Origin of the sequence: Pseudomonas sichuanensis, assembly GCF_003231305.1 — a bacterium.
GTDB lineage: Bacteria > Pseudomonadota > Gammaproteobacteria > Pseudomonadales > Pseudomonadaceae > Aquipseudomonas > Aquipseudomonas sichuanensis.
Map to the genome: position 1 here is coordinate 21,436 of NZ_QKVM01000044.1, position 13,597 is coordinate 35,032.

Consider the following 13,597-nt stretch of genomic DNA (forward strand, 5'->3'; position numbering starts at 1 on the left):
TGGTGATGAATGAATCACCGAGGGTGCGATTTCGCGAAAGGCGCGAGGCACTACTTAATGCTGCGCAGGTCGCTCGCCCACCGGAACGATCACCGGCCAGAAACGACAGAGGCCCGATTCCTGCGAACCGGGCCTCTGCCTCACAGCAACAGCGATCAGCTGTACACACGCCCCAGCAACTGGCGGTGGCTTTCGAACTGATCCAGCACGTCACGCACGATCTGCTCGCGGGTGAAGCCCATCAGGTCGTATTCCTGGCTGCCGTCGTGCAGGTACACCTCGGCGCGGTAGAAGCGCTGCTGCACCTCTGGCTCGCCTTCGACCGGCGCCTCGCTCGGCGCGGCCAGGTAACCGTCCAGGCTGGCTTCGTAGACGAAGGGGTTACCCTCTTCCATCATCACCCGCAGGCCCATCATGTTGCGCGACTGGCCAACACGGGTCTCGACCTCGAAGCCCAGGGTACGCAGCTGTTCGGCAGCTTCCTTGAGCGCCGGGCTGACCTGCTTGTCCATGAAGCGCTGCACCACGGCCTGGGTCGGCTGCAGGTCCAGCTGGCTCAGGCGCTCGCTGAAACCGCGACGACCACGGGCGGCCAGTTCGGCGCGCTCGCTCTCGACGGCGACGTCCTGCTTCATCGCCTTCATCAGGCCGAACATGAACAGCACCAGCACCACCGAGAACGGCAGGCCCGCCAGCACCACCATGGTCTGCATGGCTTCGAAGTTACCGGCGAACAGCAGGCCGATGGTCACCAGGGTGATCACCACCGACCAGAACACCACCATCCAGTGCGGGGCGTCTTCGTCCACCTTGCCGCCTTTGCACGACAGGTTGGCCATCATCACCGCGCCCGAGTCGGCCGGGGTGAGGAACAGCACGAAGCCGACGAACACCGCCACACCGATGACGATTTTCGACGCCGGGAAGTATTCGAGTAGCTGGTAGATCGACATCGACGGCTGTTCGAGCGCGGTCTTGCCCAGCTCCACGGCGCCCTGGTTGATCACCAGGTCCAGCGCGGTGTTGCCGAAGATCGACAGCCAGGCCAGGGTGAAGCCCAGCGGGATCAGCAGCACGCCGCTGACCAGCTGGCGCACGGTACGGCCCTTGGAAATACGGGCGATGAACATGCCGACGAACGGGCCCCAGGAGATCCACCAGGCCCAGTAGAACACGGTCCACAGGCCCAGCCAGCGCTCGGACTTGTCACCCGCGCCTTCGTAGACATAAAGGTCGAAGGTCTTCAGCACGATGCCGTTGAGGTAATCACCGATGTTCTGCACGAAGGCGTTGAACAGGTGCAGGGTGTTGCCGGCCAGCAGCACGAAGATCAGCAGGCCGCTGAACAGCAGGATGTTCAGGTTGGACAGACGACGAATGCCGTTTTCCACGCCCGACACCGCAGCGATGGTGGCCACGCCGGCCATGGTCAGGATCACCGCCAGCAGGTTGGTCTTGCTGTGGTCCATGCCGAACAGGTACTCGAGGCCCGAGGCCACCTGCATCGAACCAATCCCTAAGTTGGTCACCAGGCCCAGCAGGGTGACGAACATGCCGAAGATGTCCACGGCATGGCCGGCACCGCCCTTGACCCAGCGCTCACCGACCAGCGGGTACAACGCCGAGCGCAGCGCCAGCGGCTGGTTGTGGCGGTAGGCGAAGTAACCCACGGCCAGACCCACCAGGGCGTAGATCGCCCAGCCGTGCAGGCCCCAGTGCAGGAAGGTCAGCTGCAGGCCCTGGCGCGCGGCCTCGAGGCTGGCAGGCGTGCCTTCCGGTGGGTTGAAGTAATGGTCCAGCGGCTCGGACGCGCCGAAGTACAGCAGCGAAATACCGATACCGGAGGAGAACAGCATGCCGGCCCAGGCGCCGTAGCTGAAATCGGGGGTGTCGTCCTTGCCGCCCAGCTTGAGCTTGCCGTAATCGGAGAAGGCCAGGTAAACGACGAACAGCAGGTAACCGCAGATTACCAGCATGTAGTACCAGCCGAAGGTGCGGGTCAGCCATTTCTGGGCGACACCGAGCACCTGGCCGGCGGTTTCGGGTACAGCGATCAGCAAGGCCGTCAGAACGAGGATCAGCAGCGCCGAGGTGAAGAACACCACGCGGTTGACCCGTACCCGCTCGGCAGGGGGGTTGGTTAGGGAGGCAGAACTCATTGCACGAATGCTCCGGGCAGTGCGGCAGTGGAGGCTAAACAGTTATGTCTGACGCAATTGGTGCAATAGCCCTACAGCGTCAGGTGTTATAAAAGGCACCCTGGAAACCGTGATCCCGATTAGAAACGTTGCAAGAAAACAGACGGGTGACCTGTCGCCGACGCGCATCTCCGTTGAGGAGTGTGCGCATTCGCCACAGCCACCAGGCCCGCTCCAAGGGCCGACCGCGCAGCCTGTGACCGCTCGGCAGAATCTGTCTTTGCATCGCTCATGCCCGTCAACGCCTTGTATTCCGGGGGTTACGCGATTTCCTGGGGTGTCAATCCGTGTCCCGTTGACCGCTTGAAAACTGTCAATGGCACAAATTGTCGCAGAGCTTATTCTTTATTGATTGAACGTTCAATCAAAACAAAATAGACTGGCCTTCGCCGAGTCAGCCGCCCGTCGTCTGCTCGCAGGCCTGAGGAGATAGCAAGATGCCCAAGGTCGGTATGCAACCCATCCGCCGCCAGCAGTTGATCGAAGCCACCTTGCAGGCGGTCGATCAGGTCGGACTGGGGGACGCCAGCATTGCGCTGATTGCCCGTTTGGCCGGCGTGTCGAACGGCATCATCAGTCACTACTTTCAGGACAAGAACGGCCTGATCGCAGCGACGATGGGCTACATCATGAGCATGCTCAACGAAGGCGTGGCCGCACGTCGCCAGGCCCTGACGGACGACAGCCCGCGCGCTCACCTGAAGGTGATCATCGAAGGCAACTTCGATGCGAGCCAGGTGAACGGCCCGGCAATGAAAACCTGGCTGGCCTTCTGGGCCTCCAGCATGCACCAGCCGTCTTTGCACAGGTTGCAGCGGATCAACGATCACCGCCTGTATTCCAACCTGTGCTGCCAGTTCCGCCGCGCCCTGCCGCTCTACCATGCGCGCAAGGCTGCCCGCGGGCTGGCGGCCCTGATCGACGGCCTCTGGTTGCGTGGCGCCTTGTCGGGTGACGCATTCGACACCGACCAGGCGATACGGATTGCTTACGAATACATGGATCTACAACTGGCTAAACAGCACACCCTGGACACCAACGGACCAGGCCGCTGAACCACCGCGCACAGCCACTGGCCAACCGGCAGGAGCGTGACGCGGCAGCCAACCACACACTGCACTTGCGAGGACACTATGGCCCGTTTCGGAACGCAAAAACTCTACATTGATGGCGCTTACGTCGACGCTGGCAGCGATGCCACCTTCGAAGCCATCAACCCGGCCACCGGCGAAGTCCTCGCCCACGTGCAGCGCGCCACCCAGGCGGACGTCGAGAAGGCCGTCGAAAGCGCCGAACGCGGCCAGAAAGTCTGGGCCGCCATGACTGCCATGCAGCGTTCGCGCATCCTGCGCCGCGCCGTCGACATCCTGCGCGAGCGCAACGACGAGCTGGCCCAGCTGGAAACCCTGGACACCGGCAAGTCGTACTCCGAAACCCGCTACGTCGACATCGTCACCGGCGCCGACGTGCTGGAGTACTACGCAGGCCTGGTACCGGCCATCGAAGGCGAGCAGATCCCGCTGCGCGAATCGTCCTTCGTCTACACCCGCCGCGAGCCGCTGGGCGTGACCGCCGGTATCGGCGCGTGGAACTACCCGATCCAGATCGCCCTGTGGAAATCCGCCCCGGCCCTGGCCGCCGGCAACGCGATGATCTTCAAGCCATCGGAAGTCACCTCGCTGACCACCCTGAAACTGGCCGAGATCTACACCGAAGCCGGCCTGCCGAACGGCGTGTTCAACGTCCTGACCGGCAGCGGCCGCGAAGTCGGCACCTGGCTGACCGAGCACCCGCGCATCGAGAAAGTCTCGTTCACCGGCGGCACCACCACCGGCAAGAAAGTCATGGCCAGCGCCTCGAGCTCGACGCTCAAGGAAGTCACCATGGAGCTGGGCGGCAAGTCGCCGCTGATCATCTGCGCCGACGCCGACCTGGACAAGGCCGCCGACATCGCCATGATGGCCAACTTCTACAGCTCCGGTCAGGTCTGCACCAACGGCACCCGCGTGTTCATCCCCGCCTCGATGAAAGCGGCCTTCGAAGCCAAGATCGCCGAGCGCGTTGCCCGCATCCGCGTCGGCAACCCGGAAGACGAGAACACCAACTTCGGCCCACTGGTCAGCTTCGCCCACATGGAAAGCGTGCTGGGCTACATCGCCAAGGGCAAACAAGAAGGTGCCCGCGTGCTGTGCGGCGGCGAGCGTCTGACCGAGGGTGAATTCGCCAAGGGCGCGTTCGTCGCCCCGACCGTGTTCACCGACTGCACCGACGACATGACCATCGTCAAGGAAGAGATCTTCGGCCCAGTGATGAGCATCCTCAGCTACGAGACCGAGGAAGAAGTCATCCGCCGTGCCAACGACACCGAATACGGCCTGGCCGCCGGTGTCTGCACCAACGACATCAGCCGCGCCCACCGCATCATCCACCAGCTGGAAGCCGGCATCTGCTGGATCAACGCCTGGGGCGAGTCGCCGGCAGAAATGCCGGTTGGCGGCTACAAGCAGTCGGGCGTCGGCCGTGAGAACGGCGTCAGCTCGCTGGCTCAATACACTCGCATCAAGTCGGTCCAGGTCGAGCTGGGCGGCTACAACTCGGTCTTCTAAGGCCCTGTCCCGCCACGCCCGTGCCCTTGCGCACGGGCGTTCCCGCTCCCTGATCACCGCCAAACGAGGGTACTTTCATGTCCCATGAATTCGATTACATCATCGTCGGTGCCGGCTCCGCCGGTAACACCCTGGCCACCCGCCTGACCGAAGACGCCAGCGTCACCGTCCTGCTGCTGGAAGCCGGCGGCCCCGACTACCGCTTCGACTTCCGCACCCAGATGCCGGCCGCCCTGGCCTTCCCGCTGCAGGGCCGCCGCTATAACTGGGCCTACGAGACCGACCCGGAGCCGCACATGGACGGCCGCCGCATGGAATGTGGCCGCGGCAAGGGCCTGGGTGGCTCTTCGCTGATCAACGGCATGTGCTACATCCGCGGCAACGCCATGGACTTCGACGGCTGGGCTGAACTGCCAGGCCTCGAGGACTGGACCTACCTGGACTGCCTGCCGTACTTCCGCAAAGCGGAAACCCGCGACATCGGCCCCAACGACTACCACGGCGGCGAAGGCCCGGTCAGCGTTGCCACGCCTAAGGCCGGCAACAACCCGCTGTTCCACGCCATGGTCGAAGCCGGCGTGCAAGCCGGCTACCCGCGCACCGAAGACTTGAACGGCTACCAGCAGGAAGGCTTCGGCCCGATGGACCGTTCGGTGACCAAGAACGGCCGCCGCTCCAGCACCGCCCGTGGTTACCTGGACCAGGCCAAGAAGCGCCCGAACCTGACCATCGTCACCCACGCCCTGAGCGACCGCGTGCTGTTCGACGGCAAGCGTGCCGTTGGCGTGACCTACCTGGTTGGCGACAGCGAAGAGCGCGTCGAAGCCCGTGCGCGCAAGGAAGTCATCGTCAGCTCCGGCGCCATTGCCTCGCCGCAGCTGCTGCAGCGTTCCGGCGTCGGCCCGCGCGCCCTGCTGGAAAGCCTCGACATCCCGGTCGTGCACGACCTGCCGGGCGTCGGCGAGAACCTGCAGGACCACCTGGAGCTGTACCTGCAGTACGCCTGCACCCAGCCGGTATCGCTGTACCCATCGCTGCTGTGGTGGAACCAGCCGGCCATTGGCGCCGAGTGGATGTTCAACGGCACCGGCATCGGCGCCAGCAACCAGTTCGAGGCCGGTGGTTTCATCCGTACTCGCCCTGAGTTCAAGTGGCCGAACATCCAGTACCACTTCCTGCCGGTAGCGATTAACTACAACGGCTCCAACGGCGTGAAAGAGCACGGTTTCCAGGCGCACATGGGCTCCATGCGCTCGCCGGCCCGTGGTCGCATCCAGGCCAAGTCGAAGAACCCGCGCCAGCACCCGAGCATCCTGTTCAACTACATGTCCACCGAGCAGGACTGGCAGGAGTTCCGCGACGGCATCCGCCTGACCCGCGAAATCATGGCCCAGCCGGCGCTGGACCCGTACCGCGGTCGTGAGATCAGCCCGGGCGCCCACGTGCAAACCGATGAAGAGCTGGACAAGTTCATCCGTGAGCACGCCGAAACCGCCTTCCACCCGTCCTGCTCGTGCAAGATGGGCACCGACGACATGGCGGTAGTGGATGGCGAAGGCCGCGTGCATGGCATGCAGGGCCTGCGTGTGGTCGACGCATCGATCATGCCGCTGATCATCACCGGCAACCTCAACGCCACCACGATCATGATCGCCGAGAAAATCTCCGACAAGATCCGTGGCCGCAAGCCGCTGGCGCGCAGCACCGCCAAGTACTACGTGGCGGGCGATGCACCGGTGAAGGGCAAGCCGATGCGTGAAGTGAAGCAGGCGTAAGCCTGCTCCGGCCCCTTCGCGGGTAAACCCGCTCCCACAGGTTCCGCACTGCCCTTGAGGCCAGTGATCTCCCTGTGGGAGCGGGTTCACCCGCGAAGGGCCCGCATAGGCAACACAAGAAAAGGCACCTCTCGAGGTGCCTTTTTTACATCTGCAGAAACGCTTTACAGGCTGCCAATTCATCAGGTTAGAATCGATTGGCACGCGACCTGCTAGTTCACGGCTGCACGTCCCTCATTCCCCGCTGTCCCGGAGTACCTGCCTTTGGATGCAAGCACCATCAACAGCCTGTTCTTGATCGGCGCATTGCTGGTGGGTGCAAGTATCCTGGTCAGCTCGCTGTCATCGCGCCTAGGCATCCCGATCCTGGTCATCATCCTCGCCGTCGGCATGGTCGCTGGCGTGGATGGCGGCGGCATCATCTTCAACAACTACCCGACCGCCTACCTGGTGGGCAACCTGGCGCTGGCGGTGATCCTGCTCGACGGCGGCCTGCGCACCCGGGTAGCCAGCTTTCGCGTAGCCTTGTGGCCGGCGCTGTCGCTGGCCACGGTGGGCGTGATGATCACCACCGCGCTGACCGGCATGGTCGCCGCCTGGCTGTTCAACCTGAGCATGATCCAGGGCCTGCTGATCGGCGCCATCGTCGGCTCCACCGACGCCGCAGCGGTGTTCTCGCTGCTCGGCGGCAAGGGCCTCAACGAACGGGTCACGGCCACCCTGGAAATCGAGTCGGGCAGCAACGACCCGATGGCGGTGTTCCTCACCGTCACCCTGATCGACATGATCGCCAGCGGCCAGACCGGCCTGCACTGGAGCCTGCTCACCCACCTTTTGCGCGAATTCGGCATCGGTACGCTGCTGGGCCTGGGCGGCGGCTGGCTGATGCTGCAGCTGGTCAACCGCATCAACCTGGCCGGCGGCCTGTACCCGATCCTGGTGATAGCCGGCGGCCTTGCGGTGTTCTCGCTGACCAACGCCCTGCACGGCAGCGGCTTCCTCGCCGTCTACCTGTGCGGCCTGGTGCTGGGCAACAAGCCGGTGCGCAGCCGCCACGGCATCCTGCACATGCTCGACGGCATGGCCTGGCTGGCGCAGATCGGCATGTTCCTGGTGCTGGGCCTGTTGGTCACGCCCCACGACCTGCTGCCCATCGCCCTGCCGGCACTGGGCCTGGCGCTGTGGATGATCGTGGTTGCAAGGCCGCTGTCGGTGGTCGCCGCGCTGCTGCCGTTCAAGGCCTTCCATGGCCGTGAAAAGGGCTTCATCAGCTGGGTCGGCCTGCGCGGCGCGGTACCGATCATCCTCGCGGTGTTCCCGCTGATGGCCGGGCTGCCGGACGCGCAGCTGTTCTTCAACCTGGCGTTCTTCATCGTGCTGGTGTCGCTGCTGGTGCAAGGCACCAGCCTGCCGTGGATGGCCAAGCTGCTCAAGGTCACGGTACCGCCAGACCCGGCACCGATTTCGCGCTCGGCGCTGGAAGTGCACATCACCAGCGAGTGGGAGCTGTTCGTCTACCGCCTGGGCGCCGAGAAATGGTGCATCGGCGCCGCCCTGCGCGAACTGAAGATGCCCGAGGGCACGCGCATCGCCGCGCTGTTTCGCAGCGAACAACTGCTGCACCCCTCAGGCAGTACCGTCCTGGAGGTTGGCGACATGCTCTGCGTGATCGGCCACGAACACAACCTGCCGGCGCTGGGCAAGCTGTTCAGCCAGGCACCGCAACGCGGCCTGGACCTGCGTTTCTTCGGAGACTTCGTGCTCGAAGGCGATGCCGAACTGGGCGCGGTGGCCGCACTTTATGGCCTGAAACTCGACGGCCTGGACGCGAAAATGCCGCTGGCGCAGTTCATCCGACAGAAGGTCGGAGGCGCTCCAGTAGTAGGCGACCAGATCGAATGGCACGGCACGATCTGGACCGTCGCGGTCATGGACGGGAACAAGATCCAGAAAGTCGGCGTCAGATTCCCGGAAGGTACCCGGCCTGGCCCCGGCTTGTTCCTCTAAACTCCGATTTGCCCCGAAGCACAAGAATCCTGCCTATGTCCCTGCGCCATTACTGCCGCGCAGCCCTGCTGGGGCTGTGCCTGACCCTCTCGTTCGCGGCCACCGCGGCGGAAGTCCCGACCACCTCGGGCGTCCAGAACAGCCTCGACAAGATCGCCGAGCGCAAGCTGCCCGAAGCCGAACAGAAAGCCGTGCAGCAAGTGCTGGAGCAGACCCTGGCGCTGCTGGCCAGCAAGGAGGACAGCGAGCAGAAGCTCGAAGCCCTCAAGCAGCAACTGGCCACTGCCCCCCAGGAAACCCGCGACAGCCAGCGCGAGCTGATCAAGCTCAAGGGCGCCAGCGCCCTACCCGTGGCCCAACGCTACGCCAACCTTACGGTGCCGCAGCTCGAACAGATGCTCAGCGAGCGCAGCACCCAGCAGGGCGAGCTGCAAAAAGCCCTGTCCGAAGCCAACAGCCTGATCATCAACTCGCAGACCCGGCCCGAACGGGCCCAGGCCGAGATCAGCAGCAACCAGACCCGCGCCCAGCAGATCAACAACAGCCTTAAGAGCGGCAAGGACGGCGGCAAGGCGCTGACCAGCGACCTGCGCAACCAGCTCAACGCCGAGCTGGCCTCGCTCAACGCCCTGACCCTGCTGCGTCGCCAGGAACTGGCCGCCAACAGCCTGCTGCAAGACCTGGGCAACGCCCGTCACGACCTGCTGATCGCCCGCGCCGCGCGGCTGGAGCAAGAGATCCAGGACCTGCAGACGCTGATCAACGACAAGCGCCTGGCCCAATCCCAGCAGGCCGTCACCCAGCAGTCGATCGAAGCGCAGAAGGCCGGCGGCAGCACCGTGCTGGCCAACGAGAGCACCGCCAACCTCAAACTGTCGGATTACCTGCTCAAAAGCACCGACCGCCTGAACGAGCTGACCCAGCAGAACCTCAGGACCAAGCAGCAGCTGGACAGCCTGACCCAGGCCGACCAGGCGCTGGACGAGCAGATCAACGTGCTCAAGGGCAGCCTGCTGCTGTCAAAGATCCTCTACAAGCAGAAGCAGGCCCTGCCGCACCTGAAAGTCGACCGCGACCTGGCCGACCAGATTGCCGATATCCGCCTGTACCAGTTCGAGATCAACCAGCAACGCGAGCAGATGAGCAGCCCATCCAGCTATGTGGACAAGCTGCTGGCCAACCAGCCGCAGGAAGACGCCACACCGCAGTTGCGCAAGGCCCTGCTGGAAGTGGCGATCACCCGCGGCGACCTGCTCGAACGCCTGAACCGCGAACTCTCCGCGCTGCTCAACGAATCGATCACCCTGCAACTGAACCAGAAGCAACTGCTCAGCACCGCCCAGAACCTGCGCACCACCCTGGATGAGCAGATGTTCTGGATCCCCAGCAACAAGCCGCTGGACTGGGAATGGCTGCGCTTCGTGCCGGAGCGCCTGGCCGAGCAGGTCGCCAGCCTGCCCTGGGGCTCGGGGATCAAGGAGCTGGCCGACGGCCTCAGCCAGCGCCCGCTGCTGTTCCTGCCGCTGCTGCTGGTGATCGGCGCCCTGCTGTGGCGACGCAAGTATCTGTATCAGCGCCTGGGCAAGGTTCACCAGGACATCGGCCACTTCAAACGTGACAGCCAGTGGCACACGCCCCAGGCGATCCTGATCAACATCCTCCTGGCCATGCCGGTGGCCCTGGGCCTGGCGCTCGGCAGCTACGCCCTGCAGATCGATGCCCGCGGGCAGAACGCCAACCTCGGCGCCGCACTCTGGCAACTGGCCCAGGCCTGGCTGGTGTTCTACACCGCCTACCGCATCCTCGCCCCGGGCGGCGTGGCCGAAATCCACTTCCGCTGGCACAAGCCGCAGGTCGAGTTCCTGCGTGGCTGGGTGCGCCGGCTGGGCACCGTGGTGCTGGCCCTGGTGGGCGTGGTGGCGGTGGCCGAGCACCAGCCCTCGGCACTGGCCGACGACGTGCTGGGCATCGGCGTGGTGCTGGCCTGCTATGCCCTGATGGCCTGGCTGCTCAGCCGCCTGCTGCTGAGCAGCCCGGCGCACCGCGACACCTCGCTGTTCCGCCGCGCGGTCGGGGTGGCCTTCACCGCCCTGCCCATCGCCCTGTTCGTGGCGGTGTGCTTCGGCTACTACTACACCGCGCTCAAACTCACCGACCGCCTGATCTACACCCTCTATCTGCTGCTGTTCTGGCTGGTGATCGAGGCCGCCTTCGTGCGTGGCCTGTCGGTGGCGGCACGGCGCCTCGCCTACCAGCGCGCCCTGAGCAAACGCCAGGCGGTCAAGGAAGGCCTGGACGGCGAGGTACCGGTCGAAGAGCCGACCCTGGACATCGAGCAGGTCAACCAGCAGTCCCTGCGCCTGATCCGCCTGGCCCTGCTGGGGGGGTTCATCGCCGGCCTGTACTGGGTGTGGGCGGACCTGATTTCGGTGTTCTCCTACCTCAACAACTTCACCCTCTACGAATACACCAGCGGCACTGGCGCCGCCGCCAGCATGGTGCCGATCAGCCTCGGCGACCTGCTGGGGGCACTGGTGATCGTCGGCATCACCTTCGCCCTGGCCGGCAACTTGCCGGGCCTGCTCGAAGTGCTGGTGCTGTCGCGGCTGAACCTGGCCCAGGGCAGCGCCTACGCCACCACCACGCTGCTGTCGTACATCATCGTCGGGGTCGGCATCGTCAGCACCCTGTCGACCCTCGGCGTCAGCTGGGACAAGCTGCAATGGCTGGTCGCGGCGCTGTCGGTGGGCCTGGGCTTCGGCATGCAGGAGATCTTCGCCAACTTCATCTCCGGCATCATGATCCTGTTCGAGCGCCCGGTGCGGATCGGCGACACCATCACCATCGGCAACCTGTCCGGCACGGTGAGCAAGATCCGCATCCGTGCCACCACCATCACCGACTTCGACCGCAAGGACATCATCGTCCCCAACAAGACCTTCATCACCGGCCAGCTGATCAACTGGTCGCTGACCGACACGGTCACCCGGGTGACGCTGAAACTGGGCATCGACTACGGCTCGGACCTGGACCTGGTGCGCGATATCCTGCTCAAGGGCGCCCACGAGAACCCGCGGGTGCTCAAGGACCCGGAGCCGATCGTGTACTTCCTCAATTTCGGCGAGAGTTCGCTGGACCATGAACTGCGCATGCACGTGCGCGACCTGGGCGACCGCAACCCGACGCTGGATGAGCTCAACCGCTACATCAATCGCGAGTTCAAGGCGCATGGCATCAAGATCTCGGTACGCCAGGTGGAGGTGTTCCTGATGGACCAAAAGGGGGGCAAGCAACAGCTGATCCCGATGGAAAATCCAAAGACCGATGGCACCGCGCCCAGTTGAGTGGACGCCAAGCGCCGCGCCCTTGAGAATGATGCGCAGGATTCATGATCGCATCGCGGGGCAAGCCCGCTCCCACGTGACTGGCGTGGGAGCGGGCTTGCCCCGCGATCGGTCCAACAGCGGAGCAGGCCCGTGAAAGCCCTCGATCAACTCGTCTTCGACAACCGCTTCGCCCAGCTCGGCGACGCCTTCTCCACCCAGGTCCTGCCCGAGCCGATCGCCGAGCCACGCCTGGTCGTCGCCAGCACATCGGCCATGGCCCTGCTCGACCTCGACCCGGCCCAGGCTGAGCTGCCGGTGTTCGCCGAGCTGTTCGGCGGCCACAAGCTATGGGAGGAGGCCGACCCACGGGCGATGGTCTATTCCGGCCACCAGTTCGGCTCGTACAACCCGCGCCTGGGCGATGGCCGCGGCCTGCTGCTGGGCGAAGTACTCAACGACGCCGGTGAGCACTGGGACCTGCACCTCAAGGGTGCCGGCCAAACCCCCTACTCGCGCATGGGCGACGGCCGCGCGGTGCTGCGCTCGTCGATCCGTGAATTCCTCGCCTCCGAAGCCCTGCACGCCCTGGGCATCCCCAGCAGCCGCGCACTGTGCGTGATCGGCTCGAGCACCCCGGTGTGGCGCGAAACCCGCGAAAGTGCCGCCATGCTCCTGCGCCTGGCCCAGAGCCACGTGCGCTTCGGCCACTTCGAATACTTCTACTACACCAAGCAGCCCGAGCAGCAGCGGGTGCTGATCGACCATGTACTGGAGCAGCACTACCCCGAATGCCGCAACGCCGAGCAGCCCTACCTGGCCATGTTCCGCACCATCGTCGAGCGCAACGCCGAGCTGATCGCCCGCTGGCAGGCCTATGGCTTCTGCCATGGGGTGATGAACACCGACAACATGTCGATCCTCGGCATCACCTTCGACTTCGGCCCTTACGCCTTCCTCGACGACTTCGACGCCAACTTCATCTGCAACCATTCCGACGACCGTGGCCGCTACAGCTACGCCAACCAGGTACCGATTGCCCACTGGAACCTCAGCGCCCTGGCCCAGGCCCTGACCACGGTGATCGAAGTCGAGCCGCTCAAGGAAGTGCTGGCGCTGTTCCTGCCGCTTTACCAGGCCCACTACCTGGACCTGATGCGTCGCCGCCTGGGCCTGACAACGGCCGAAGATGACGACATGGCGCTGGTCGAACGCCTGCTGCAGCGCATGCAGAGCGGGGGCGTGGACTACACCTTGTTCTTCCGCAGGCTCGGTGAGCGGCCTGTGGCCGAAGCCCTGCAAGTGGTACGCGATGACTTCGTCGACCTGGCCGGTTTCGATGCCTGGAGCACTGAGTACCTGGCGCGCTGCCAGCGCGAGCCGGGCAATGCCGAAGGGCGGCGTGAGCGGATGCATGCGGTCAACCCGCTGTATGTGCTGCGCAACTACCTGGCGCAGAAGGCCATCGAAGCGGCTGAGGCGGGTGACTACAGTGAGGTGCGGCGGCTGCATCAGGTGTTGAGCACGCCGTTCGAGGAACAGGCTGGCATGCAGGCTTATGCCGAGCGGCCGCCGGAGTGGGGCAAGCATCTGGAGATCAGTTGCTCGTCCTGAACCTCCCCCCATTTTGAAAGATGACCCGTGGGAGCGGGCTTGCCCCGCGATAGCGTCAGCCGCTGCAACAACAC

The 13,597-nt window shown here is 64.6% G+C and carries 7 protein-coding genes; 6 read left to right on the top strand and 1 reads right to left on the bottom strand.

The genetic code is table 11. The features are described 5' to 3' along the window. Positions 1 to 155 precede the first annotated feature (155 nt). Entirely contained in the window at positions 156 to 2,102 is a 1,947-nt protein-coding gene (locus DM373_RS20610; protein WP_244215104.1) for a BCCT family transporter, read from the bottom strand. Positions 2,103 to 2,635: 533 nt separating this feature from the next. On the opposite strand from DM373_RS20610, the gene betI reads away from it, so the two are divergent. The 6 genes from betI (at position 2,636) to selO (ending at position 13,523) form a co-directional block, all read left to right on the top strand. Beyond that, positions 2,636 to 3,253, top strand: coding sequence for a transcriptional regulator BetI (betI, locus tag DM373_RS20615; protein ID WP_110995327.1), 618 nt, complete (start codon positions 2,636 to 2,638; stop codon positions 3,251 to 3,253). A gap of 78 nt (positions 3,254 to 3,331) precedes the next feature. Further along, complete coding sequence (gene betB / locus DM373_RS20620; protein WP_110995328.1) at positions 3,332 to 4,804, top strand: betaine-aldehyde dehydrogenase; 1,473 nt, start codon at positions 3,332 to 3,334, stop codon at positions 4,802 to 4,804. Between the two features lie 77 nt (positions 4,805 to 4,881). Next, a complete protein-coding gene (gene betA, locus DM373_RS20625; protein WP_110995329.1) occupies positions 4,882 to 6,579 on the top strand; it encodes a choline dehydrogenase in 1,698 nt (565 codons plus the stop codon). Between the two features lie 264 nt (positions 6,580 to 6,843). After that, complete coding sequence (locus DM373_RS20630; RefSeq protein WP_110995330.1) at positions 6,844 to 8,586, top strand: potassium/proton antiporter; 1,743 nt, start codon at positions 6,844 to 6,846, stop codon at positions 8,584 to 8,586. A 35-nt stretch (positions 8,587 to 8,621) separates the two neighbouring features. Continuing rightward, positions 8,622 to 11,930 carry a mechanosensitive channel MscK gene (mscK, locus tag DM373_RS20635; RefSeq protein ID WP_110995331.1) on the top strand — a complete coding sequence of 1,103 codons (3,309 nt, stop codon included), beginning with the start codon at positions 8,622 to 8,624 and terminating at the stop codon, positions 11,928 to 11,930. 132 nt (positions 11,931 to 12,062) lie between these two features. After that, positions 12,063 to 13,523, top strand: a complete 1,461-nt coding sequence (gene selO, locus DM373_RS20640; protein ID WP_110995332.1) for a protein adenylyltransferase SelO — start codon at positions 12,063 to 12,065, stop codon at positions 13,521 to 13,523. Positions 13,524 to 13,597 lie beyond the last annotated feature (74 nt).